The 25,802-nt window shown below is 64.9% G+C and carries 19 protein-coding genes and 1 riboswitch; of the genes, 17 read left to right on the top strand and 2 right to left on the bottom strand.

Annotated features, from left to right (window positions below):
* Nucleotides 1–29: 29 nt before the first annotated feature.
* Nucleotides 30–1,301: a flavin-containing monooxygenase gene (locus FAZ30_RS14955; protein ID WP_246043366.1), complete on the bottom strand. Its 1,272-nt coding sequence runs from the start codon at nt 1,299–1,301 to the stop codon at nt 30–32.
* 441 nt (nt 1,302–1,742) lie between these two features.
* Here FAZ30_RS14955 and FAZ30_RS14950 point away from each other — a divergent pair, with 441 nt between their 5' ends.
* From FAZ30_RS14950 to FAZ30_RS14940, 3 genes are all read left to right on the top strand, one after another.
* Nucleotides 1,743–2,246: a putative pterin-binding protein gene (locus tag FAZ30_RS14950; protein WP_124641408.1), complete on the top strand. Its 504-nt coding sequence runs from the start codon at nt 1,743–1,745 to the stop codon at nt 2,244–2,246.
* Between the two features lie 19 nt (nt 2,247–2,265).
* The gene (locus FAZ30_RS14945; protein ID WP_137009716.1) at nt 2,266–4,905 is read left to right on the top strand and encodes a response regulator; all 2,640 of its coding nucleotides are present in this window, start codon (nt 2,266–2,268) and stop codon (nt 4,903–4,905) included.
* A 323-nt stretch (nt 4,906–5,228) separates the two neighbouring features.
* Nucleotides 5,229–5,969 (top strand): hypothetical protein, encoded by a 741-nt coding sequence (locus FAZ30_RS14940; protein WP_137009715.1) that lies wholly within the window; start codon nt 5,229–5,231, stop codon nt 5,967–5,969.
* Nucleotides 5,970–5,991: 22 nt separating this feature from the next.
* On the opposite strand, the gene FAZ30_RS14935 is transcribed toward FAZ30_RS14940, so the two are convergent.
* Nucleotides 5,992–7,455, bottom strand: a complete 1,464-nt coding sequence (locus tag FAZ30_RS14935; RefSeq protein ID WP_137009714.1) for a cobyric acid synthase — start codon at nt 7,453–7,455, stop codon at nt 5,992–5,994.
* A 113-nt stretch (nt 7,456–7,568) separates the two neighbouring features.
* Between FAZ30_RS14935 and cbiB the strand changes: the two genes are divergently transcribed.
* From cbiB to FAZ30_RS14865, 14 genes are all read left to right on the top strand, one after another.
* Nucleotides 7,569–8,510, top strand: coding sequence for an adenosylcobinamide-phosphate synthase CbiB (gene cbiB / locus FAZ30_RS14930; RefSeq protein ID WP_137009713.1), 942 nt, complete (start codon nt 7,569–7,571; stop codon nt 8,508–8,510).
* Nucleotides 8,503–9,489, top strand: coding sequence for a threonine-phosphate decarboxylase CobD (cobD, locus tag FAZ30_RS14925; RefSeq protein WP_137009712.1), 987 nt, complete (start codon nt 8,503–8,505; stop codon nt 9,487–9,489). The genes cbiB and cobD overlap by 8 nt, the downstream gene beginning before the upstream one ends.
* 42 nt (nt 9,490–9,531) lie before the next feature.
* Nucleotides 9,532–9,711, top strand: a riboswitch (cobalamin riboswitch).
* Nucleotides 9,712–9,873: 162 nt separating this feature from the next.
* Nucleotides 9,874–10,203 (top strand): (2Fe-2S) ferredoxin domain-containing protein, encoded by a 330-nt coding sequence (locus tag FAZ30_RS14920; RefSeq protein WP_124641418.1) that lies wholly within the window; start codon nt 9,874–9,876, stop codon nt 10,201–10,203.
* The gene (locus FAZ30_RS14915; RefSeq protein WP_137009711.1) at nt 10,200–14,315 is read left to right on the top strand and encodes a cobaltochelatase subunit CobN; all 4,116 of its coding nucleotides are present in this window, start codon (nt 10,200–10,202) and stop codon (nt 14,313–14,315) included. Before FAZ30_RS14920 ends, FAZ30_RS14915 begins: the two co-directional genes overlap by 4 nt.
* Nucleotides 14,312–16,249 carry a putative cobaltochelatase gene (locus FAZ30_RS14910; protein WP_137009710.1) on the top strand — a complete coding sequence of 646 codons (1,938 nt, stop codon included), beginning with the start codon at nt 14,312–14,314 and terminating at the stop codon, nt 16,247–16,249. Before FAZ30_RS14915 ends, FAZ30_RS14910 begins: the two co-directional genes overlap by 4 nt.
* A gap of 31 nt (nt 16,250–16,280) precedes the next feature.
* A complete protein-coding gene (locus tag FAZ30_RS14905) occupies nt 16,281–17,003 on the top strand; it encodes a cobalt-precorrin-7 (C(5))-methyltransferase (RefSeq protein ID WP_124641424.1) in 723 nt (240 codons plus the stop codon).
* Entirely contained in the window at nt 17,000–18,568 is a 1,569-nt protein-coding gene (locus FAZ30_RS14900) for a precorrin-8X methylmutase (RefSeq protein WP_137009709.1), read from the top strand. The genes FAZ30_RS14905 and FAZ30_RS14900 overlap by 4 nt, the downstream gene beginning before the upstream one ends.
* Nucleotides 18,568–19,722: a cobalt-precorrin-5B (C(1))-methyltransferase CbiD gene (cbiD, locus tag FAZ30_RS14895; protein ID WP_137009708.1), complete on the top strand. Its 1,155-nt coding sequence runs from the start codon at nt 18,568–18,570 to the stop codon at nt 19,720–19,722. Before FAZ30_RS14900 ends, cbiD begins: the two co-directional genes overlap by 1 nt.
* Entirely contained in the window at nt 19,715–20,446 is a 732-nt protein-coding gene (cobI, locus tag FAZ30_RS14890; RefSeq protein ID WP_137009707.1) for a precorrin-2 C(20)-methyltransferase, read from the top strand. Before cbiD ends, cobI begins: the two co-directional genes overlap by 8 nt.
* On the top strand, nt 20,443–21,282 hold the full coding sequence (gene cobM / locus FAZ30_RS14885) for a precorrin-4 C(11)-methyltransferase (protein ID WP_137009706.1): 840 nt from the start codon (nt 20,443–20,445) through the stop codon (nt 21,280–21,282). Before cobI ends, cobM begins: the two co-directional genes overlap by 4 nt.
* Nucleotides 21,279–22,037: a cobalamin biosynthesis protein gene (locus FAZ30_RS14880; protein ID WP_124641434.1), complete on the top strand. Its 759-nt coding sequence runs from the start codon at nt 21,279–21,281 to the stop codon at nt 22,035–22,037. The genes cobM and FAZ30_RS14880 overlap by 4 nt, the downstream gene beginning before the upstream one ends.
* Before the next feature lie 726 nt (nt 22,038–22,763).
* Nucleotides 22,764–22,976, top strand: coding sequence for a hypothetical protein (locus FAZ30_RS14875; RefSeq protein WP_137009705.1), 213 nt, complete (start codon nt 22,764–22,766; stop codon nt 22,974–22,976).
* A gap of 157 nt (nt 22,977–23,133) precedes the next feature.
* A complete protein-coding gene (cobJ, locus tag FAZ30_RS14870; RefSeq protein ID WP_137009704.1) occupies nt 23,134–24,672 on the top strand; it encodes a precorrin-3B C(17)-methyltransferase in 1,539 nt (512 codons plus the stop codon).
* Entirely contained in the window at nt 24,669–25,769 is a 1,101-nt protein-coding gene (locus FAZ30_RS14865; protein WP_137009703.1) for a CobW family GTP-binding protein, read from the top strand. Before cobJ ends, FAZ30_RS14865 begins: the two co-directional genes overlap by 4 nt.
* The last annotated feature ends 33 nt before the right edge of the window (nt 25,770–25,802 follow it).

Here is a 25,802-nt window from a genome sequence, read left to right as displayed (position 1 = left end):
GGATGTGTCTGATTGGCCGGGCTGTTGTTTCAGGCCGGTACGGTGGCAGGGTGAGCGGCCGCCATGTGATAAGCCTGATATTTGCGCTGGGTGGAGATATGGTCGGCAATGAACTTGGCATCGTGCCACACGCCCCAGATAAAGCTGGAACCACGGCGCGACAACCAGGGCAGTCCAAGAAAGTACACGCCCGGCTCGGCGGAGATGCCGCGCTGATGCAAGGGCTTGCCCTTGTCATCGAAGGTATCGACCTGCAGCCAGCTGTAGTCCACGGCAAAACCGGTGGCCCAGATGATGGTGCTGATACCGGCAGCGGCCAGATCCAGTTCGAGCACCGGATGACTGACACAGGCCGGCGCAAGCCCGATCAGCCGCGCTTGCGGCTCGGGCGGCAGGTCCAGCCCGTTGCGTTCGATATAGGCATCGGCCGCATCCAGCAGCGCCAGATAGTTGGCATCGCCGGCAGCGATGTTGGCCGCCAGATCAGGCTGGAAGCGCATCACCCCCTGCAGGTAGTCACGGGTCATCCCCAGCAAGGTGATGCCTTGCTCAGCCAGCCGGCGGAAGTCCACCGTATGCCCGCCACGCGCGCCACTGACGGCGATGGTGACATGCTCGCGGCCCGGCTGGACTTTCTGCGCATCCCACTCGCCCAACACCCCCAGCCACCAGCAAAAGTCGCGCTGGCGATAGCTGCGTGGCGGACGATCATGCGGGCCAACCGACAGATAAACCTTCTTGCCGGCGCGTTGCAGTTCGTCAGCAATCTGCACGCCGGAAGAACCCGAGCCCACCACCAGTACCGCACCTGCTGGCAGCTGCTGTGGATTGCGATAGGCAGCTGAATGCAGCTGGGTGATGCCAGGCTGCTCGGGCAGGATGGCCGGGATGAGTGGTCGCTGGAAAGGGCCGGTAGCCGCTACCACGCGCTGTGCTTCGATCAGGCCGGCGCTGGTTTCCACGGTGAAGCCGGGACGGCCGCTATTGCGCGTCACCCGCGTCACTTCCACCCCGGTACGGATGGGTGCCTTGAAATGGCGGGCATAGGCTTCCAGGTAATCCGCCACCTGCTCTTTTGCCGCAAAGGCATCTGCTGCGACATCAGCAAAATCCAGGCCGGGAAAGCGGTCGTGCCAGGCCGGGCCATTGCACACCAGCGAATCCCAGCGCTCGGAACGCCAGCGTTCGGCGATGCGCTGGCGTTCCAGCACCAGATGTGGTACGTCCAGCTTGCTCAGGTGTTCGCTCAGGGCAATGCCGGCCTGGCCGGCACCGATGACCAGCGTATCTGTCTTTTCCATCACCATCGTCGTCTCCTCCCCTGTGTATGCCCCGCCCGCCGGCACGACAAGGCCAGCGCGGGGATGCCGGGCGGCATGGGTGGCATGCCGGCCTGACCACTGCAGTCTAGGGAAGCGTCTTGGATACGGAAAATATATATATTGTCTTTATTGCATCACTATTTTCTATGCAAATATTGCTGTGCCAAGAGCCGGCCAAGGCCGACACCTGACCGATCGCCCACTACCCGGCACAGCAGAAAGCGCAAGACAAAACGCAGAAAGTAGCGGATAAAAAAATGGCCGCGACATCAGGCCAGCAGGCAATCTGCCGGGACTGGTCAGCATGACGGAATCATCAAAGATGGCTTTTTTGTTGTCCGCTTGTAGAATGCAGCACGGCAAACCCAAGCACCGCACGTATTTTTCATTGAACGCCGTTTACACATCAAGGAAATCACCATGGCAAAAACCGGCCACATTTTTCTGTTTTCTTGCCTGCTGGCGCTGCAGTCGGCCACCGCACTGGCATTGGAAAAGCCTGCCGGTCACCCCATCGTGACCATTTCCGGGCAGATTACCGAAAAGAACAGCGGTGCCAATGCCGTGTTTGACAGCGCCATGCTGGACAGGCTGCCGCAAGTAAAAATGACCGTGCCGACACCGTGGTACAAGGAAGAACAAACCTTTGAAGGGCCGCTGTTCCGTGACGTGCTGAAAGCGACCGGCAGCAAGGGCAGCAAGCTGTATGTGGTTGCCCTGAACGACTACGCCGCAGAAATACCGCTGGCCGATCTGGAAAAATACGATGTGATCCTGGCCCGCAAGATCAATGGCAAAACGCTGACGGTGCGCGACAAGGGGCCATTGTTCATCATGTACCCGTTTGACAAGAAGCCGGAGCTGCGCAACAAGGAAAGCTATTCGCGCTGCGTATGGCAGGTCAACCGCATCCGCGTTGAATAAATCACCACCGGGATAGCCAGTGTCACTGTTCTCACGTCAATACCGCGTCAACAACCAGGTGTGGCTGCTGGGCATCCTGATGCTGGCGGCACTCTTGGTGGTCGGCATGCTCTACCAGCGCCAGCAGGCCGAGATGAAACGCTTTGCCGAGCAAGGCCAGGACAATGTGGTGTGGGTGTATTCCCAGCTGGGGATAGACTACTTCCGCACCGTGGGCGCCGCCAAGGTAGCCCAGGCCACCGGCCAGACTGCGGATCTGGACGAGCTGCAACTGCGCTACAACATCCTGGTATCGCGTATCAATCTGCTGAAGGAATACCGCTATGCGGCGCTGTTTACCAACAATCAGTGGTATCGCCAGCAGATCAGCAGCCTGAACAATGTGGTCGTGCGCACCGACCGCAAGCTTGCCGCCAGTGACGGCTATTTCGACCGGGCACAGGCCACCGCCCTCATCGGCGAGCTGGACAGCGTGGTGGAGAATGTGCGCGAGCTGACGGTGGGAGCCAACAGCCAGCTGACCGATGCGGCCAATGTCAGCAACCAGAGCCTGCAAAACATCAATACCACGGTAGCCATCACCGCCGCCTTGCTGATGCTGCTGGCAGCACTGATCGCCGCACTGGCCTACCGCAACCTGTCGCACAGCGAAAGACGGCGGGAAGAGGCCGAAGCACTCAGCCGCAAGCTGGACCGGGCGCTGGAACAGGCCGAAGCGGCCAATGTGGCCAAAGGGGCATTTCTGGCCAATATGAGCCACGAAATCCGCACCCCGATGAACGGCATCATCGGCATGACCGAACTGACGCTGGACACCGACCTGGCCCCCAACCAGCGCGAGTATCTGGAAATCGTCAAATCCTCGGCCGATGCGCTGCTGATCATCATCAACGACATCCTGGACTTCTCCAAGATAGACGCCGGCAAGCTGGTGCTGGAATCACTGCCCTTCTCGCTGCGCAGCCTGATCAGCCAGACCATCTACCCCTTCACCCTCAAGGCCGAAGAGCGCGGACTGGAAGTAGTCTGCCAGATCGACCCGAGCTTGCCCGACCGCCTCATCAGCGACCCCTCGCGCCTGCGCCAGGTGCTGAACAATCTGCTGGGCAATGCGGTGAAATTCACCCAGCAGGGCGAGATCGTCCTCAGCGTCAGCGGCAAGCGCCAGTCGGCCGACAGCTACCTGCTGACCTTTTCCGTGCGTGACACCGGCATCGGCATTGCCCCGGCCAAACAGAAAATCATTTTCGATGCCTTTGCCCAGGCCGACAACAGCACCACCCGGCGCTATGGCGGCACCGGCCTTGGCCTGTCCATCACCCAGAAACTGGTGACCCTGCTGGGTGGCGACATCCGGGTAAACAGCGAACCTGCGCAGGGTTCGGAGTTTGTTTTCTGCATCCCGCTCAAGCTCAGCGCGGAGCAGGCAGCCCCCAGCCAACCCGCCGAGCTGGCCGGCCTGCCGGTGCTGGTCTGCGATGACAACCCCACCAACCGCAGCTGGCTGGCCGCCCTGCTGGGCAACTGGGGCATGCAGGCCACGCTGGCCGCCAACGGCTTCGAGGCGCTGGCCCTGCTGCAACAGCAGTCCTTTGCGCTGATCCTGCTGGATGGCCACATGCCGGGCATGTCCGGCTTTGATGTCGCCGGCCAGTTGCAGCAACAAGGCTGCCAGGCCGACATCATCATGCTCACCTCCTCCGGCGAGCGCGGCGATGGCCGCCGCTGCAAAGACCTGAACATAGGCGGCTATCTGACCAAGCCGGTTTCGCAGGAAGAGCTGCTCGCCGTCATCCGCCAGCGGCTTGGTCTCACCGCCGAGAATGGCGCGACAGGCCTGGTTACCCGCCACACGGTCAGAGAACAACACCAGCAGCTGAATGTGCTGCTGGTGGAAGACAACGAAGTGAACCAGAAGCTGGCACTGGCCATCCTGTCCCGGCGCGGCTGCATGGTCAGCATCGCCAACCATGGCCAGGAAGCACTGGACATGCTGGCGCAGCAGCCATTCGACCTGGTGTTGATGGACATGCAGATGCCGGTGATGGACGGCCTGGAAGCCTGCCACCATATCCGCCGCAATGAAGCCCTGGCACAACAGCCGCGCCTGCCCATCATCGCCATGACCGCCAATGCCATGAAGGGCGACCGCGAGCGCTGTCTGGAGGCCGGCATGGACGGCTATGTCAGCAAGCCCATCGATGCCCAGCGCGTGTTCGAGGAAATCGAACGGGTACTGGCCGGCGAGCACGACATGGCCACACCACCCTCCCCGCCAGCGCTGCCAGCCGGCACGGACAAGCTGCCGCTGCTGAATTACCAGGCCACGCTGGACAACTGCGATGGCGATAGCGCCTTCCTGCAGACCCTGCTGCACAGCTTTGTCACCGACTCCAGCAAGCGCATGGCCGGCTTGCAGCAGGCCATCGCCCAGTCACGGCTGGATGAGGTGGCCCGGCTGGCCCATGCGCTGCAAGGCGCGGCCTTGTCCATCGGTGCCAAACCCTTTGCCCTGCAATGCCAGCAGCTGGAAACGGCGGCGCGGCAACAACAAGGCGCCGCGCTGGCCACCCAGCTGCAAGAGCTGGAGCAGGGCCACCAGGCACTGCTGGCGGAAATCCGCCCTCATCTGGCTGCCGCCGATACCTCAGATCGCTAAAGTGGCTGCCCGCCGTGTGCTCGGCTGGTCAGACTGCCCCGGGCAGCAGGCGGGCGGCGGGTAAATTTTCGTAAGAAGCAGTCAAAGCCGCTGGCGTTATTAGCCAGTCGCGGTAAAGTCGCGCTGCGCATTCCAGACCACTGGAATGCGCAGCGCCTGTTAACACTATGTTTTCTGCGGCGCGGATGTTGAGCAGCGCACTGCCTTGTCAAACCGCGCTGGCAGGGAATGCCCTGCGGCGCGCGGTTTTCCGCGCATTGCATCCCCTCAACATCCGCCGCCGTGAAAAAAATAGCGTTAACAGGCCCTAACCAAGGCAAGCCATGAACAAGACTGTCATTTCACTCCTGCTGGGCACGCTGCTCAGCGCCTGCGCCAGCCACGCCCCGGCCTTGCCGGATGGCCCAGCCGGCCCCATCCGCAAGGAAAGCGGGCAAACCGATTGTCCGGATTGCAGCAAAATCGTGACTTACCGTGCCGAACGCAGCTTTGGCGCAGAACAGCGCGCCGGCGATGCCCGCTTCAAGGGCACGCTCAGCGCCAGGGCCAGCTTGCTGGCCAGCAATCACCGTGCCAGCGGCGACTATGCCTACCGCCTGCTGCTGGACATCAATGCCAGCGGCAACTACCTGGCGGTCACCCCGCAGGCAGCGCGCAATCAGCCCGTGGCCCAGGTGCAGCAGCAGGATGCCGAACAACTGCATGTATGGTGGCAGGACAGCGCCGGGCGACGGCGCATGCTGCTGCCAAGCGCTGACTCGCGCAGCCAGCCGCTACAGGATTTCCAGTGCCGGCCAACACCGGGCGACGGCTACTGCAGCTGGAAGCAGTATGTCGAGCTGCCGACTGCCGCAGTGCAGGAGGCGATACGGCTGCAAGCCCCGCTGCGGCTGTTTGTTGGCAGCATGCACAGCAACACGCTGTATGGCATGCGCAGTTACAACAACAAGTCGTCGGCGTCGGTGGTGACCCAGTACAAGGGTGCCAGCGTGGAGCTGCCGGCACAGCATGTGCTGGGTTTCAGCCAGGCCATGCACACACTGGATATTGAAATAAGACAGTAAGTCAGCCGAGGCCGACCCGCGCTCAGGGCAGCCAGCGGGCCAGCGGCGTCAGGTCCAGATGCTGTTCCAGCATGTCGGCCAGCCGTTCGATATGCGCTTCGCGGATGGCGGGATAATCCAGCGGCTGCGGCGCAGCCAGCCCGGCCCATGCCAGCAAGGCGGTCAGCGCAGCCGGCTGGTCGAACAGGCCGTGCAGATAGCTGGCCAGAATCTGACCGTCGGCGCTGATGGCCCCGTCGCAGCGGCCGTCTTCCAGCCGTACCGCAGGCTGCTCCAGCGCCGGGCCACTGCTCACTCCCATGTGGATTTCATAGCCGCTTACCGCTGCGCCGCCCACTGCCAGCTGGCCGCTCACCCGCGTCAGTTGCTTGTGCGCAGCCAGCGTGGTGTCCATGTCCAGCCAGCCCAGGCCGGCACTGCTGCCCGCCTCACCCTCCAGCCCCAGCGGGTCGTGCAACTGCTTGCCCAGCATCTGTAAACCGCCGCAGATGCCGATCAGCTTGCCGCCATAGCGCAGGTGGCGGGCGATGTCCGCCTCCCAGCCGGCAGCGCGCAAGCTGGCCAGATCAGCCCGCACACTCTTGCTGCCGGGCAGGATGAGCAGGTCGGCCGGCGGCAGCGGCTGGCCCGGCTTGACCAGCAACAGCTCCACCTGCGGGTGCAGGCGCAGCGGATCGAAATCGGTATGGTTGCTGATGCGCGGCAGCACCGGCACCACCACCCGCAGCGTCTGCTGCGGCGTAGTGCCGGCTTGTGGCCGGTTCAGCGCCAGGCTGTCTTCCGCCTCGATATGCAGGCCGTTCAGATAAGGCAGCACGCCCAGCACCGGCTTGCCGGTACGCTGCTCCACCCACTCCACGCCGGACTGCAGCAAGGCCGGATCGCCACGGAAGCGGTTGATCACCAGCCCCACCACCCGCGCGCGCTCGCTGTCGGACAGCAATTCCAGCGTTCCCACCAGATGGGCAAACACCCCGCCACGCTCGATGTCCGCCACCAGCACCACCGGGCAGTCCACCGCCTCGGCAAAGCCCATATTGGCGATATCGCCCTCGCGCAGATTGATTTCCGCCGGGCTGCCCGCGCCTTCCACCACGATGCACTGGTATTGGCTGGCCAGACGGGCGTGCGATTGCAACACCGCCTGCATCGCCACCGGCTTGTAGGCGTGATAGGACACCGCGTCCATATTGCCCACGGCATGGCCCTGGATGATGAGCTGGGAGCCGGTGTTGCTATTGGGCTTGAGCAGCACCGGATTCATGTCGGTGTGCGGCTCCACGCCGCAGGCCAGTGCCTGCACTGCTTGCGAACGACCGATCTCGCCACCATCCACTGTCACCGCACTATTGAGCGCCATGTTCTGCGGCTTGAACGGGGCCACGCGCAAGCCGCGCCGCGCCAGCAGACGGCAAAAGCCAGTGGCGAAAGTGCTCTTGCCGGCATCCGAGGTGGTGCCCTGAATCATGATGGTTTTGGCGGACATGCAGTTCTCCAGCGCGCAATTTTTCGGGAAGACCCCTAGAATGTCGCTTTTTCAACGGTAGGGCAGCGCGGCAAGCGGCCGCCCCGAAGCCGGCGATTATATAGGCGCGTGACGTGATTTCAGCTGTTTTTCTGTTGTTTGCCGTAGTGCTGGACCGCTTGCTGGGTGAGCCACGGCGCTGGCATCCGCTAGTGGGCTATGGCTATCTGGTGCGCAGGGTGGAACAGGCGCTGTACCCGGCACAGCCACTAGCCGAACCGGTGTGGCGCATGCGCCTGCGCGGTGTGCTGGGCATCAGCCTGCTGCTACTGCCACTGACCGGCCTGGCTTGCTGGCTGTCACGTTTACCGTGGCTGGGCCAGCTGGCATCGGTCTTGTTGCTGTACCTCGCCATTGGCGCGCAAAGCCTGCGCGAGCATGCCCAGGCGGTGCTCGATGCGCTGCGCGCTGGCGACTTGCCGCTGGCCCGTTACAAGGTGTCGATGATCGTCAGCCGCAACACCAGCGAACTGGACGAAACCGCCGTGGCACGCGCCACCATCGAATCGGTGCTGGAAAACGGCAGCGATGCCATCTTTGCCGCCGTGTTCTGGTTTTTGCTGCTGGGCGCGCCCGGCGTGGTACTGTACCGCGCCGCCAATACCCTGGACGCCATGTGGGGCTATCGCAATGAGCGCTTCCTGCATTTTGGCTGGGCGGCCGCCCGGTTTGACGATGTACTCAACCTGATTCCCGCCCGCCTCACCGCGCTCACTTACATCGTGCTGGGCCATACCCGCCAGGGCTGGCAATGCTGGCGCGCCCAGGCCCCCACCTGGTACAGCCCCAATGCCGGCCCGGTCATGGCCGCCGGTGCCGGTGCGCTGGGCGTGCTGCTGGGCGGTGCCGCCAGCTATCACGGCAAGCTGAAGCAGCGCCCCACGCTGGGCCTGCAACGCCCGCCCTTAGCCGAAGACATTGCCCGCGCCATCGCGCTGGTACAGCGCAGCCTGTGGCTGTGGGTGGCCGTGGCGCTGCTGGGCGGCGGCCTCATCTGGAGCTTCACACATGCTTGAACACGGAGGCGGCATCCTGCGTGCCGCGCAGCAATACGGCATTCCCGCGCAAGACTGGCTGGATCTGTCCACCGGCTTGAACCCACAAGGCTGGCCAGTGCCGGCGGCCAGCCCGCGCAGCTGGCAGCGGCTGCCCGAAGAGGATGACGGGCTGGAACAAGCGGCGGCGGATTACTACGGCAGCCCGCTGCTACTGCCGGTAGCCGGCTCGCAGCCGGCCATCCAGCTATTGCCCACCCTGCGCCCAGCGTGCCGGGTGGGCATGCTGCCCTTGTGTTATGCCGAACACCCCTGGCACTGGGAGCAAAACGGCCACCAGTTGAGCCGCCATGCGCCGGAGGACATCGACGCTGCCATCGACCAGCTGGACGTGCTGCTGCTGTGCCACCCCAACAACCCCACCGGGACCACCTTCTCCCGTGCACAACTGCAGGACTGGCGCGCCCGACTGGCCTGTCGTGGCGGCTGGCTGATCATCGACGAAGCCTTCATGGATGCCACGCCAGAGCACAGCCTGCTGGCTGATGTGGGCCTGCCAGGGCTGATCGTACTGCGCTCCATCGGCAAGTTTTTCGGCCTGGCCGGGGCACGGGTGGGTTTTGTGTTTGCCTGGCCGGCGCTGTTGCAGCAACTGGCCGAGGCCATCGGCCCGTGGAGCATCAACGGCCCGGCGCGTGAAGTGGTGACCTTGGCCTTGCAGGATAAAAACTGGCAACAGGCGATGCGCACGCAACTGGCCAGCGACAGCCAGCGTTTGCAACAGCTATTGCAACAGCACGGCCTGATTCCGGCCGGAGGCAGCCATCTGTTTCAGTGGCTGCAGGGCGCGCACTGCCCGGCGCTGTTCGATTTCCTGGCCCGGCGCGGCATTCTGCTGCGCCAGTTTGCCGACGGCCCCAGTCTGCGCCTGGGCCTGCCACCAGACGAGGCCGGCTGGCGACAGCTGGAAACCGCACTGGCGCAATGGGAAAAGCCTTGAAAATCAGTCGGCAGAATTCCCATTTACCCGGTTGTCACGTATCATGCGCGCTTCAATGACGGTGCCCCGCCAGGGGTGAAACGGGAATGCGGTGAGACACCGCAGCTGCCCCCGCAACTGTAAGCGACGAGTCCGCATCACGATGCCACCGGGGCCACCCGGGAAGGCGATGCCGGGTAAAGAAGCGCGAGCCAGGAGACCGGCCGTCATCCGTGTCGACGCAGGCTGAATCCGGGCGGGGTGTACCGGGGGAATGCACCGTGCCGCCCATCGCCGGCGCGCCGTGCCCTCGCCTGCGGCGACCTATCGTCACCAGAGGGCCGCCATGAATCCATCCAGCCAGCCGTTAGCGGCACGCCACGCCACCCTGCCGGAATGCCGCCGATGAGACAGCACTATCGCCATGTGCTGATGTGCACCGGCCCGCGCTGCACCGAAAATGGCCAGCAGGCCGAAGCCATGTTCAAACAGCTGGGCCAGGCCATCGACGCCTGTGACGGCCTCAAGGTGAAACGCACCCGCAGTCATTGTTTCGCCGTATGCAAGGAAGGCCCCATCATGGTGGTCTACCCGGAAGGCGTGTGGTATCGCAAGGTGGATGCCAACGCGGTGCAGCGCATTGTCAGCGAGCATCTGCAGGGCGACGTGCCAGTGGAAGCCCTGATTTTCCATCGCCTGGGTTTGGGCGATGTCAGCAGTGAAAGCACGCCATGACGCAGCACAACCAGGGCGGCATCGTGCTGCTCAGCCACGCCGGCACCGACCTCACCGCCCTGAGCCGCGCCCCGCTGCCGCCAGACTTCGACAGCGTCGCCAGCTTCGCCCTGCAACACATTACCGACGCCAGCCAGATGCAGGCCCTGCTGGACGGCCCACTTGCCAGCGCCCGCATCCTGCTGCTGCGGGTATTGGGCCGGGTACAGTCCATCCCCGCTTTCGACGCGCTGCACCAGCAGGCGCTGGCACGCAAGCAGGCGCTGATCATCCTCAGCGGCACCGGCGAGCCGGACCCGGAGCTGGCCGCGCTGTGCACCGTGCCGCCATCCATCCAGCAAGAGGCCAATGCCTATCTGCAAGCCGGTGGCAGCAGCAATATGGCGCAATTGCTGCGCTACCTGTCCGACCGTCTGCTGATGACCGGCCACGGCTATCTGCCTGCGGCCGCCTTGCCGGAGCACGGCCTGTATCACCCGGAGCTGTCCGACGCTTGCAGCATGGATGACTGGCTGGATGATTGGTGTGAAATTCGCCAACCCGGCTGGCCCACGGTAGCCATCAGCTTCTACCGCGCCCACTGGCTGAGCGGCAACACCCGCTTCATCGACATGCTGGTAGACATGCTGGCCGAGCGCCAGATCAACGCGCTGCCGCTGTTTACCTCGTCGCTGCGCAGCCAGGACGAAGCCGGCATGCCGGCAGCGCTGCAACTGCTGCGCGACACCCGCGCCGGCCAGCCCTGCGTGCTGATCAACACGACGTCCTTTGCCATGGGCGAAGTGAATGCCGAAGGTGCCACCAGCGCCAGCTGGGCAGTAGAGGCCTTCGAGCAGCTGGATATCCCGGTGCTGCAGGCCATCACCAGCAGCATGACCCAGGCGCAGTGGGAGCAATCCGAGCGTGGGCTGAACCCGCTGGACACCGCCATGAATGTGGCGCTGCCGGAGTTCGATGGCCGCATCATCGGCGTGCCGGTGTCGTTCAAGCCGGAAGACCCGGCCAGCAGCGACTACCAGCCGCTGCCCGACCGCATGCGCCGCCTGGCCGGCATTGCCGCCCGGCTGGCGCGACTGAAGCACACCCCGGCTGCCACCAAACGGGTAGCCTTCATCTTTACCAATTCCAACAGCAAGGCCTCGCAAGTGGGCAATGCGGTGGGGCTGGACTCCGCCGCCTCGCTGTATGCGCTGCTGCAAGCCATGCAGGCCAATGGCTACCAGATCGGCCCGCTGCCAGACAGCAGCGATGCGCTGATGCACCAGTTGATCGACCGTGGCTGCTACGACACCGACTACCTCAGCGCCGAGCAATTGCGCCAGGCCATTGCCCGCGTACCGCTGGCGCAGTATCAGCAATGGTTTGCTGAACTGCCCGCCCCGCTGCAAACACGCATGCTGGAGCGCTGGGGCGCCGCGCCTGGCACCGCCTATGTCGATGGCGACCAGCTGGTATTTTCCGGCATGGAGCTGGGCAATGCCTTTGTCGCGCTGCAGCCGCCGCGCGGCTATGGCATGGACCCGGACGCCATCTACCACACGCCGGACCTGCCGCCCACCCATCACTATTACGCGCTGTACTGCTGGCTGCGTGACGAATGGCAGGCCGACGCCATTGTCCACGTCGGCAAGCATGGCACGCTGGAATGGCTGCCGGGCAAGGGCGTGGGCGTGTCGCAACACTGCTTCCCGGACGCCTTGCTGGGCGACATGCCCATGTTTTACCCCTTCATCCTGAATGATCCGGGTGAAGGCTCGCAGGCCAAACGCCGCGCCCATTCGGTGATCATCGACCACCTGACGCCGCCGATGACCACCGCCGACACCTACGGCCCGCTAGCCCAGCTCACCCAGCTGGTGGACGAGTATTACCAGGTGGAAATGCTGGACCCGAGCAAGCTGCCGCTGTTGCAGCAGCAGATCTGGGATCTGATCAAGGAGGCGCGGCTGGACAGCGATCTGGCCGCCATGCTGGGGCATGACCATCAGCATGATGAACACGAACACGGTCATGGCCATCACCAACATGCGGCGCATGATCACCATCATCATGCCCACCCGCCCAAGGCCGCCCAGCCGGGCTACCGCCTGAGCCAGCCCGCCAAGGCTGCCAGCGCCAGCACGGTCAAGGCAGGCAGCATGCAGTTCCGCCCGGCGGCCAAGAGCACCGGCCACAGCCATGGCGCGCATGATCATCACCATCATGGCCACAGCCACGACCATGATGAGCACGGCCACGACCATGCCCACGAGTGGGATGCCACGCTGAATGCCGACGGCGTACCGCTGACACTGGCCAAGATGGAGGGCGTGGACGTGGCCCACCTCATCGAAGACATCGACGGCTATCTGTGCGAACTGGGTGCGGCGCAAATCCGCGACGGACTGCACATCCTTGGCCGCATGCCGCAGGGCGAGGCGCTGGTGGACATGCTGTGCGCCCTCACCCGCCTGCCCAATCTGGCGGTGCCCAGCCTGCCGGCCAGCGTGGCCGCCACACTGGGTGTGGACTGGGACGGACTGCAGGAAGACAAGGGCCGCCGGCTGGAAAACCTGCCGGTCCCGCTGGAGATGAGCAGCCCACAGCTGCTGCACACCCGCAGCGATGCCATCGACCATATCAATCAACTGGCGCGCCTGCTGGTTGCCCTGCTGCTGGCCCCGGATGCAGCTTCGATTCCCGCCGCCATCGCCACCGTGCTGCCGCAGGCCGGCAACAGCACCGCGCTGCAACAGGTGCTGGGCTTTATCCGTGACGAATTGCTGCCCAACCTGGCGCGCACCCACGAGGAAATCGGCAACCTGCTGCGCGGTCTGGCCGGTGGCTATGTGCCAGCCGGCCCCAGCGGTGCGCCCACCCGTGGCATGGCGCACATCCTGCCTACCGGGCGCAATTTCTACTCGGTCGATCCGCGCGGCCTGCCTTCGCAAGCAGCCTGGCGCGTGGGCAGCGAGCTGGCCAATGAAATGCTGGCACGCCACCGCAAGGAAACCGGCCAGTATCCGGAATCGGTCAGCATCAGCGTATGGGGCACCAGCGCCATGCGCACCCATGGCGACGACATTGCGGAAATCCTCGCCCTGTTGGGCGTGCGTCCACGCTGGCAGGCCGAAAGCCGCCGCGTGGCCGGTATCGAGGTGATTCCGCTCGCCGAACTGGGCCGCCCACGCATCGACGTCACGGTGCGCATCAGCGGCTTCTTCCGCGATGCCTTCCCGCAGCTGATTGCGCTGGTAGACGATGCCGTCCACGCCGTGGCCGCACTGGACGAAGACCCGGCGGACAATTACCTGCGCAAACACTATCTCGACGACATCCGCCAGGGCCTGCTGCAAGCCCTGCCGGACAAGCAAGCCGAACCGGCGCTGCTGCGCGTGTTCGGGGCCAAGCCCGGCAGCTATGGCGCGGGCATCCTGCCGCTGATCAACGAGCAGAACTGGCAGAGCGATGCCGACTTCGCCACCGCCTACATCAACTGGGGCGGTTATGCCTATGGCCGCAACGTACAGGGGGCCGATGCCCGTGCCGCACTGCGCCACCGCCTGTCCGGCGTGGAAGTGGCCCTGCACAACCAGGACAACCGCGAACACGATATCTTCGACAGCGACGACTACCTGCAATACCACGGCGGCATGATCGCCACCATCCGCAGCCTCACCGGCCGCCAGCCACGCGCCTTCTTTGGCGACAGCCACAACCCGGACCAGCCACAGGTGCGCGGGCTGAAGGAAGAAGTGCTGCGGGTGTTCCGCTCCCGCGTGGCCAACCCCAAGTGGATTGCCAGCATCCAGCAGCACGGCTACAAGGGCGGGCTGGAGCTGACCGCCACCGTGGACTACCTGTTCGGCTACGATGCCACCGCCCACGTGGTGGACGACTGGGTGTACGAAGAACTGGCCGCCCGCTATGCGCTGGACCCGGCCATGCAGCAGTTCTTTGCCGACAGCAACCCGTGGGCGCTCAATGCCATCAGCGAACGCCTGCTGGAAGCGGCCCAACGCCAGCTATGGCAAGCACCCAAGCCGGAAACCCTGGCCGCGCTGCAACAACTGCACCTGAACACCGAAGCCATGCTGGAAGCACGTGGCGAACATCCGCAGGGCCGCCCATGAAACAGATCTACCCCTTTGCCGCCATCGTCGGCCAGCCACAACTGAAACAGGCGCTGCTGCTGTGCGCGGTGGACCCGACGCTGGGCGGCGTGCTGATCCGTGGCGACAAGGGCAGTGCCAAGAGCACCGCCGCGCGCGGGCTGGCGGCCATTTTGCCGCCCATCCGCCGTGTACCCGGCTGCGCCTTCAACTGCGACCCGGCCTCGCCATTGGCCGAATGCAGCTGCTGTCAGGGCGAACATGCGGCGGCGGAAGATGCCGCCGTCCCCTTCGTCAACCTGCCGCTGGGGGCCAGTGAAGACCGCGTGCTGGGCAGCCTGGACTTTGAACAGGCGCTCAAGCAGGGCCGCCAGGCCTTCAAGCCCGGCCTGCTGGCCAGCGCCCATCGCGGCCTGCTCTACATCGACGAAGTCAACCTGCTGGCCGACCATCTGGTGGATGTGCTGCTGGACGTGGCCGCCATGGGCGTCAACACCGTGCAGCGCGAGGGCCTGTCCATCAGCCACCCGGCGCGCATCACCCTGCTCGGCACCATGAATCAGGAAGAAGGCGAGCTGCGCCCGCAACTGCTGGACCGCTTTGGCCTGATGGTGGACGTCGCCGCCCCGCGTGATGCGGCCATCCGCAGCGAGGTAGTACGCCGCCGCCTGGCCTTCGAAGCCGACCCGCAAGCCTTCTCCGCCCGCTGGCAGGCCGAAGGCCAAGCCTTGCAAGCGCAGATCGGCCAAGCTCAGGCCATGCTGGGCGCTGTGACGGTGAGCGATCAGCTGTTCGACTTCATCAGCCAACTGTGCTGCGAATTTGAGGTGGCCAGCCTGCGCGCTGACATCGTGCTGCACAAGGCGGCACGGGCGCTGGCCGCACTGGATGGCCGCACCCAGGTGAGCGCCGAAGACATCCGCACTGCCGCCATGCTGGTGCTGCCGCACCGCCGCCGCCGCAAGCCTTTCGAACAAAGCGGGCTGGATCAGGACAAGCTGGACGAGCTGACTCAGCAGGCCCAGAATCCGCCGCCGCCCGCCGCTGATACCTCGCCCGCAGACAGCGGACAGCAGTCAGAACAGCCGGCCGACACTCCGGATGACGACAATCAGGACGAAACAAACCCGGACAGCGGCAGCGAACAGGTGTTCGCCAGCGCCGCCGCCAGCGATATCGGCACCATACGGCTGGCCAGCCGCAGCACGGACAGCCAGGCCAGCGGCCGCCGCAGCAGCGTGCTCAATGCCCAGCGCGGCCATACGGTGCGCGCCATTCCAAACAGCCAGCCGCAGGCACTGGCGCTGGATGCCACCCTGCGCCACGCGCTGCAACGCAATCCCGGCGAATTTTCCGTCACCCGCGCCGACCTGCACGACAAGGTGAGAACAGCCAAACAGGGCAATCTGATTGTGCTGGTGGTGGATGCTTCCGGCTCCATGGCGGCGCAGCAGCGCATGGAAAAGGTCAAGGGCACGGTACTGAGCCTGCTGCAGGATGCCTACCAGCGCCGCGATCAGGTGGCGGTCATCGCCTTCCGTGGCCGCAGTGCCGAGCTGGTACTGCCGCCCACCCGCCAGGTGGAACAGGCCGAACAGGCCCTGCACGCCCTACCCACCGGTGGCCGTACACCCCTGCCGCATGCGCTGCAACTGGCTGGCGACCTGCTGGCACGCCAGGGCGCACAAGGCCTGATGCCGCTATTGGTACTGCTGAGCGATGGCCGTGCCAATGTGGCGCTGAGCGAAGAAGCCGACCCCTGGCAGCAAAGCCTGCAACTGGCTGGCGAACTGGCGGCAGCGGCCATTCCGGCACTGGTACTGGATACCGAACAGGACTATGTGAAACTGGGCCGCGCCCGCCAGCTGGCCGAGGCCTTGCAGGCGGAATACCTGCCCTGCGAGCAGCTGTCCAGCGAACAACTGACCATCACGATTCAGGCGCGACTGGGCTGACGCCGCCGTCTGATCGCATAAAGGAAACCACATGATTATCTGCATCGGTGCCGGTCCCGGCGATATTGGCTACCTGCCACGCCGCTCGGCCGACCTCATTGCCCATGCCGACGTCGTCGCCGGCTTCAACGCCGTCATCGACGTGGTGCGCCCGCTGATTCCGGACAGCGCCCAGGTCATCCAGATGGGCTACCGCGACCAGGTGGCCCAGCTGGACGAAGTGGCCAAGCTGCACCACGCCGGCAAGAACTGCGTGGTGGTGTTCATGGGCGACATCCACTTCAGCGGCTTCCAGTATCTGGAACGGGTGGAGCGCGCCTGCGGCCACCCGGTGGAAACCATGCCCGGCCTGTCCTCGGCCCAGGTGCTGGCCTCGCGCGCCAAGGTGTGCTTTGACGAAACCACCTTCATCACCTTCCACCGCCGTGGCGATCTCAGCCCGTTCAAGCGCCACCTGGTGCATGTGCTGCAAGACCAGCGCAATGCCATCGTGATTCCCTGCCCCTGGGACGAAGCGCGCTCCTTCATGCCCTGGCATATCGCCGCTTATCTGCTGGAAAACGGCATCCCGGCCGACCAGCAGGTGGAAGTGTGGGAAAACCTCACCCGTGGCGAAGCCGAATGGCACGGCACGCTGGCCGAATGCGCGGAACACCGCTGCTCCGACATGAGCATCATGCTGATCCGCACCAAAGCGCCGATGGACAGCCAGATCGAACCCAGCCATCTGCCTACGCCGGAGCAGTCTGCATGAGCACGCAGGATTACAGCATCGTGCTGGCCGGGCATGGCAGCCGCGATCCGGCCGGCATTGCCGAATTCATGGCGCTGGTGGACATCATGCGTGAGCGTGCACCGCAGCGCAGCATCTACCACGGCTTTCTGGAATTCGCCACGCCCACCATCGATCAGGCGGTGGCTGCGGCCATTGCCGATGGTGCCAACACCGTGGTGATGACCCCCGGCGTGCTGCTGGCCGCCACCCATGCCAAGAACGACATGCCCAGCGAGCTGCTGGCCTTGCAGCAGGAGCACCCGGACACCGCCTTCCATTTTGGCGCGGCGATGGACCTGCACCCGCGCCTGCTGGAGCTGTGCCGCCTGCGCATCATCGAGGCCGAAGCGCGCTCGCCGCATACCGTGGCGCGCGGCGACAGCTGCCTGGTGGTGGTGGGCCGTGGCACCACCGACCCGGACGCCAACTCGGAAATCGCCAAGCTCACCCGCATGCTGGAAGAGGGCATGGGCTTTGGCGCGTCCTTTGTCTGCTATTCCGGCACCGCCCGCCCGCTGGTGGCCGATGGCCTGAAAGCAGCCAGCCTGCTGGGCTTCCAGCGCATCGTGGTGCTGCCCTATTTCCTGTTTGATGGCGTACTGGTCAAGCGCATTTACGGCGCAGTGGACGATCTGGCCGCGCGCTGCCCGGATATCGAAGTGCTGGCTGCGCCGTATCTGGGCGTGCACGAACATGTGGCCGAGGTGTTTCTGGAGCGGGCACAGGAAGGCGTGGAAGGCCGGGCCAGCATGAACTGCTCGCTATGCAAATACCGGGTGCAGATCATCGGCTTCGAGCAACAAGTGGGTACGCCGCAGCAAGGCCACCACGGCAAGGTGCGCGGCCTGTTGGCCCAGCCGGCGGTAGCACCGGCTGCGCCCAGCTGGCCGCCCTATGTGCCGCACCCCATCGAGGCGGAAAGCATGCGCATCATCCGCGAGGGGCGTGACTGGTCGGTCTTCCCGGCCGAGCAGCACACCGCGCTGCACCGGCTGGTGCACACCACCGGCGACTTCAGCAGCGTGGACGAGCTGGTGTTTTCGCCCGGCGCGGCGGATATCGGCATGCGCGCCCTGCTGCGCTGCCGCCGTATCGTCACCGACGTCACCATGGTGGAAACCGGCCTCAAGCGTGCGGTACTGCAACAGCTGGAAGTGGAAACCTGGTGCGGCGTACACGACAAGGAAACCTATCTGTTGGCCGAGGCGCACGGCCTCACCCGTTCCGCCGCCGGCATCCGCCGCGCCTGGGAAAAGTTTGGCAACGAGGTGATCGTCGCCATTGGCGACGCACCCACTGCCATCATGGAACTGGTGCGGCTGGTACGCGAACACGGCTGGCGGCCGCAACTGGTGGTGGGCCTGCCGGTGGGTTTTGTCGGCACCCGCGAATGCAAGGACGCGCTGCGCGGCCTGTTGCAAGTGCCGCGCATCACCAATAGTGGCACCCGTGGCGGCTCGCCGTGGGCGGCCACCATTGTCAATGCACTGATGATTGACGCCATCGGCCATGTGCATCAACAGCAACAGGCAGCACAAGACTGATGAGCCACGAACGGCGCGTTCCCTACGACTTGACGGTGCCGGCCCCCAATGGCCTGCGCCGGGGTCGCACCACCGGCAGCTGTGCCACCGCCGCGGTCAAGGCCGCGCTGGCCTGCCTGCTGGACGGGGTGCGCGCCAGTGAAGTGGACATCAGCCTGCCCGACCCGGACTACTACCTCACCGTACCCATCCAGGCGGTGGATCTGCTAGACCAGGACACCGCCCGCGCCGAAGTGCTGAAAGACGGTGGCGACGACCCGGACAACACCCACGGTGCCACCATCTTTGCCGAGGTGCGGCGCAATGGCAGCGGCCAGCTGCGCTTTATCGCCGCAGAAGGCGTGGGCATGGTCACCCTGCCCGGCCTGCGCATTCCGCCGGGCGAACCGGCCATCAACCCGGTACCCCGGCAGATGATGCAGTGGGCGGTGGCCGAGGTGCTGGCTGGCCGTGCCGACCCCGGTTTTGACCTGGCCATCGGCTGCGTGGAGGGCGGGCGCATTGCCAAGCGCACCTTCAACCCCATGCTGGGCATCGTCGGCGGCATTTCCATTCTGGGCACCAGCGGCATTGTCGAGCCGATGTCGCTAGCGGCGTGGATGGCCTCCATCGAGGTGTATATCCGCGTGGCGCTGGGCGACTTGCCTGCTGCCATCGCCTTCACTCCCGGCAAGATAGGCCGTGGCTACGCCGCCGACGTACTCGGCCTGCCCAAAAAACAGGTGGTGCAGATTGCCAACTTCGTCGGCAGCTCGCTGGAGCAGGCCGAGGCCATCCTGCAGGAACAGGGCCGGGTGCTGGACACGCTGTGGGTGCTGGGCCACCCCGGCAAGCTGGCCAAGCTGCTCGACCCCACGGTATGGGACACCCATTCCGGCAAAAGCGCCATGGCCATGGGCGATGTGGCGCAACTGGCGCAGGAACTGGGCCTGAGCGCGGCGCTGGCACAGGCCATCCGCCAGGCCAATACGGTGGAAAACATCGTGCAGATATTGCAAGGCCATCCGCAGGCAAAGGCCTTCTGGATGGAGATAGAACAGCGGGTATCCACCCGCATGCACAGCCGTCTGCCCAGCGCCCGCCGCGTGGCAGTACGGCTGTTCAGCATGGACGGCACGCCGCTGGGCGAGGCCGCCGGAGACACACATGAGTGAACTGGGGCATTTCATTGGCGTGGGCGTAGGCCCGGGCCAGGCCGGGCTGATACCGGTGGCTGCGCTGCAGGCATTGCAGCAGGCCGACATCATCTACCTGCCGCGCGCGCGTGGCAGCGAGCAATCGGTGGCACAGCAATGTCTGGCCGGCCTGCCCATCGACAGCAGCAAATTCCGTGACGTGGAATTCATCATGGACCCGGACCGCAGCCTGCTGGCCGACCACTATGCCGCACTGGCCGCCAGCGTGGCCGCCGAACTGGAGCAAGGCCACAGCGTCGCCTACCTCACCATCGGCGACAGCATGACCTACTCCACCTACGGCTATCTGCTGGCAGCGCTGCGCGAACGCCTGCCCAGCCTGGTGCATACCACCTTTCCCGGCGTCACCAGCTTTGCCGCCACCGCATCGGCACTGTCCTGGCCGCTGGGCGAAGGCAAGGAGCGCATGCTGATCCTGCCCTGCCCGGACGACATGGCGGAGCTGGCAGCGGACATCGCCAGCCACGACATCGTGGTGCTGATGAAAATTGGCAAGCGCCTGCCGGATGTGCTGGCGCTGCTGGCTAGTCTGGGCATTGCCCAGCATTGCGCCTTTGCCCGCCGCATCGGCCTGTCCGATGAAATCCTCTGTCCGGATGTCAGCCAGCTGGACGCCTCGGCCAGCGGTTATCTGGCCACCATGCTGATCCGCCGCCAGGCGAGAGAGAAACGTCATTCATGAAAGTCTATTTCATTGGTGCCGGCCCCGGTGCCGCCGACCTGATCACCCTGCGCGGCGCGCGCCTGTTGGGCAGCTGCGGCATGGTGCTATATGCCGGTTCGCTGGTGCCCACCGACATGCTGCAACACTGCAGCGCGGAGGCGGAGATTCTGGACACCGCCGAACTGTCGCTGGACCAGCAGGAGGACTGCTACCGCCGCGCCCAGGCCGCCAATATCGACGTGGCGCGGCTGCACTCCGGCGACCCGGCCATCTACGGTGCCACTGCCGAGCAGATGCGCCGGCTGGAAGCGCTGGGCATTGCCTACGAAATCGTCCCCGGCGTGTCGTCTTTCACCGCCGCCGCCGCCGCACTGGGCAGCGAACTGACCCGCCCGGCCATCTCGCAATCCATCATCCTCACCCGGGTGTCTGGCCGCGCCAGCGCGGTGCCGGAGCTGGAATCCATCGCCCGCTTTGCCGAACACCGCGCCACCATGTGCATCTTCCTGTCCGGCCAGCGGCTGAAATACACCGTGGCCGACCTATTGCTGCACTACCCGCCGGACACCCCGGTGGCACTGGTGCGCCGCGCCAGCTGGCCGGACCAGTCCATCCACCGCAGCACGCTGGGCAAGCTGCTGGAAGAGGTGAAACAGAAAGACTGGCTGCTCACCACCCTGCTGCTGGTGGGCGCGGCGCTGTCGCGCGAAGGCGGGGTGGAATCCAGCCTGTACGCCGCCGGCTTCACCCATATCTTCCGCGATGGCAGCGACCGCAAAACCCCGCGCCCCAGCAAGCGCAAGCCGGAGCTGGCTGCAGAACCGGAACAGGACCCGGAGCAGCAAGCGTCGTGAGCCACACCGCCATCTGGACGGTGCGCGAATCGGCGCTGCCGCTGGCGCGGCAACTGGCCGCCGCACTGGACGCCACCGTCTACCAGCCCTGGCAGCGGCCAGATGACAATGCGCGCCAGCAGTTTGCCGCCGCCTTCCATCAGCACCGCCAATGGGTGTTGCTGATGGCCAGCGGCATTGCCGTGCGCTATCTGGATGGCCTGCCACAAAGCAAACTCACCGACCCCGCAGTCGTCGTGCTGGACGAAGCCGCGCGCTTTGCCATTCCGCTGCTGTCCGGCCACGAAGGCGGTGCCAATGCGCTGGCCTACCAGATTGCCCGCCTGACCGCTGCCACTCCGGCCATCACCACGGCGACGGAAGCACTCAAGCCGCTGACGCTGGGCATAGGCTGCCGCCGTGGCAAAAGCGCCGAGGCCATCGAACTGGCCGTGCTGCAAGCGCTGGCCGGACGCAGCCTGACCGAGGTACGCGAGGTGGCCACCATCGACTTGAAGGCCGATGAAGCCGGCCTGCTGGAATTCTGCGCCCGCCACGCGCTGCCCTTGCGGGTGATTGCCCGTGCCGACGTGGCTGCCCGCGGCTGGACCGGCCAGCCCTCCGCCTGGGTGCAACAAAACGTGGGCGTGGACGGCGTATGCGAGCCGTGCGCACTGATCGCCAGCCCGCGCGGGCGGCTGTTAGTGCCGAAGATGGCACGTGAGGGGGTGACGGTGGCGGTGGTGGAGGATGGGTTTGTGTCTGCATCCGAATAAATATGCCGCTAAAACAAACCCGACGCGGCCCCGGTACCGTCAGCGCGAGCCGACGCAGACGTGCCGCCCAGGGTCTTAAGCGGTCGGCTGTCCGCAGCGGCACGACGATAGCGCGCCGCAAGTTCCGGCCGCGCCCTGGGCGGTGCGGCTGGGGCGGGAATTCGACGCGCTGCGGGTCGCCTTTTCTTTGGGTCCTTGCTGTTGGCGAAGTGGCGAAGCAAAAGAAAGTACCTCGACGGCGGGGCGAGACCCGCGAAGTTGATTTTGCTGTTGGTTTTTCGTTGGAAGGTGCTGGTTAGAAATCCGCTACGCGGATGATGATTTACCTGCCGCTTCCGCGCGGCGGACGGGAAGGAGGGATTGCCTGGCCAATCCCTCCTTCACCTCCCAGGCCACCCCACAAGCATGGCCTGCGGCTGCCCGACAGGGCCCGACCGGTACGAGGCGCGCCTGAACTCGCGATTTGCTAACGTCAAATCGCTCAGACAGGGCAGGCGCTTAAGACCTCGCCCCGGCCACCCGCCGGCATGCTTGATGGGGCCCATGGGGGCGTTGGTACGGTGGTTGATTTATGAAAAACAAACAGCATCGTTGGTGACCCAGTCTCCAGACGAGGCCAAGACAGCAGTAAAAATTAGGATGTGCCAGGTATCGTCGCAATCGTTGGTTCGTTGAAACAACAAATTCGACGCAGCCCCAGTCCCGTCAGCGCGAGCCGACGCAGACATGCTGCCCAAGGTTTTAAGCGGCTGCATGTTTGAGCACCGTGACGGTAGCACGGTGCGAGTTCAGCCGCGCCTTGGGCAGGATGACTGGGGCGGGAATTCGACGCGCTGCGGGTCGCCTTTTCTTTGGGTACTTTCTTTTGGCGAAGCAAAAGCAAAGTACCTCGACGGCGGGGCGAAACCCGCGAAGTTGATTTGTTTTTTGCGTGAGTAACTGGAAGGAAAACCGCGCAGTAAAACCCGGCGACGTAGGACCACAGTCCAGCACCGCTACGTAACAAATGCAGGATTTACATCCGCAATGCGCACCACGCATTGCCCAGACAAACACATGGCAGGCCCCGCCTGCTCGCAGCAGAAAGCATGAAGCAATGACCGGCAAACTCTATCTTGTCTCCGTCGGCCCCGGCAGCCGCGAACTGATCCCGCCAATGGTGGAGCAGGCGCTGGCCGCCAGCGATGTCATCGTCGCCTACGACCTCTACCTTACATGGATCCAGCCGTGGATTGCCGGCAAGGACATCCGTACCCTGCCGCTGACCCAGGAGCGCGACCGCGCCCAGCTGGCGCTGGCCGAAGCCCGTGCCGGCAAAACCGTTGCGCTGATTTCCAGCGGCGACATCGGCATCTACGCCATGGCCACGCTGGCCTACGAAGACATGCGCGAGGATGATACCTTCGATGTGCAGCTGATTCCCGGCATCACCTCGGCCAATGCCTGCGCCTCGCTGCTGGGCGCGCCGCTGTCGCACGACTTTGCCACACTCAGCCTGTCCGACCTGTTGTGCCCGTGGGAGTGGATCGAAAGCCGCGCCCGCCATATTGCCCAGGCCGATCTGGCCGTGGTGTTTTACAACGTGCAAAGCAAGCAGCGTCAGGAAGGCGTGTACCGCATTCTGGACATCATGCTGGAACACAAGCGGCCGGAAACGCTGTGCGGCATCGTGCACAATGCCTACCGCGAAGGCCAGACGGTGGAAATCGTCACCCTGGCCGAGCTGCGCACCCGCCAGTTCAACATGCTGACCTCGCTGGTGATCGGCAATCGCTTCACCCGGCGCAAACGCAACTGGATGTTTACCCCGCGCGGCTATTTCAACTGGCAGAACACGGCCGACACCGTCAAGGCCGACACGCTGCCCAGCGCAGCGGCCTGGGTATTTGCCGGCACCAGCGACGGCAATGCGCTGGCCCGCCAGCTGGCGGCAAACGGCCAGCCGGTGATTGTCAGCACGGCCAGCGACTACGGTGCGGAACTGGTGGAAGCCAGCAGCCCCGGCCTCACCAGCATCAGCGGGCGGCTGGGTGTGGAGCGCCGCCGTGAGCTGCTGCAACAAAGCCAGGCACGCTGCATCGTCGATGCCACTCATCCTTACGCCACCGAGATGTCACAACAGCTGATGGCGCTGGCGCAGGAACTGGCCCTGCCCTATCTGCGCTACGAGCGCCCGAGCGCTCCGGACCAGCACCCGGCCATCCACTGCGCCAGCATGGCGGACGCCGCCGCACTGGCGATGCAGCACGGCCAGCGCATTTTCCTGGCCACCGGCAGCAAGGAGCTGGCCAGCTTCGTGCAGGCCGAGGGCGCGGCCGACAAGCAATGGTTTGTGCGGCTGGCACCGGACCCGCAACACCTGCAACGCGCCATCGACCTGGGCATTCCGCGCGCGCGGCTGTGCGCCATGCAAGGCCCGTTTTCGCAGGCCGCCAATGAAACCCTGTGGCGCGACTGGCAGATTGACTGCGTCATCAGCAAGCAATCGGGTGACGCCGGTGGCTACAGCGCCAAGGCCGCTGCTGCGGCCGCACTGGACATTCCCTTCATCGTGGTGGACCGTCCGCAACTGGACTACCCGGTCAGCTTTGCCGACTTTGCCAGCCTGCAAGCCGCGCTGGAGCAACTGGCATGAGCAGCCCGCGCATTCCGGTCACCGTGCTCACCGGTTTTCTGGGCGCGGGCAAAACTACCCTGCTGGCCAATCTGATCCGTGACAGCAAGCAGCGCCGACTGGCCATTCTGGTGAACGAGTTTGGCGAGGTGTCCATCGACGGCACCATCCTGCGCACGGACGACAAGGCCGGGGTGGAGATTCACGATCTGGCCAACGGCCTGGTGGCTTACGACGACGACGAACACTTCCTGCCCACCATGCTGGCCTTGTGGCAGCGTCGTCAGCAAATCGACCATGTGCTGATCGAAACCTCGGGGCTGGCCCTGCCCAGCGCGGTGATGGAGCAGCTGCAAGGCCCGGAGCTGGCAGAACGCTTTGTGCTGGACGCCACGCTGGCGGTGGTGGACACCCCGCTGCTGCTGGCGGGCGATTTTGATGCCGGCCAGGACCAGCAGGATGACGCGGTGGCCAGCCTGTTCCGCCAACAGCTGGAAAACGCCGACATCGTGGTACTCAACAAGATCGACCAGTTGGACGATGCCGCCATGCTGCAAGCGGAAAGCACGGTGCGCCAGCTGGCGCCGTCCATCCGCTTCATCGAGCTGGCCTATCAGGCCAAACTGGACACCCGGCTGACGCTGGGCCTGCACCTGCACGAAGTCAGCGGCAGCGGCCACCGCCATTACGGCCCGGTGTCCAGCCTGCCGCTGAATCTGCGCCCGCTGGCCAACCAGACCCTGCTGGACGGCCACAGCCACGGCGGGCTGGCCGCCCACAGCCACGGCCTGGCCACTCACAAGCATTTTCACGAACAGGACCCGGGCTGGCAGTCCTTCCTGATTCGCAGCAAGGACGCCCAAGACCCGGCCCGCCTGCTGGCAGCGGTGGAAAACATTGCCCGCGAAGAAGCGCTGCTGCGCATCAAGGGCCATGCCGCCAGTGCCGATGGCCAGGGCCGGCTGGCGCTGCAGGCGGTACGCCAGCGCGTAGTTCTGCAACAGGAACCGGACACCGCCGCGCCACGGCAGGCGCAGCTGGTATTCATCGGCTATCACCCCAGCCGGCCGCGCATTGTGGAGCTGCTACGCACACTCACCGGCACCCACTGGCAGTGACAGCGGCTGACAAAAACCCTGTAGCTGCGTTGC

Source organism: Aquitalea aquatilis, assembly GCF_005155025.1.
Lineage (GTDB): Bacteria > Pseudomonadota > Gammaproteobacteria > Burkholderiales > Chromobacteriaceae > Aquitalea > Aquitalea aquatilis.
Note: the sequence above shows the minus strand (reverse complement) of the source record. Positions and strands in the feature narration are given on the sequence as shown.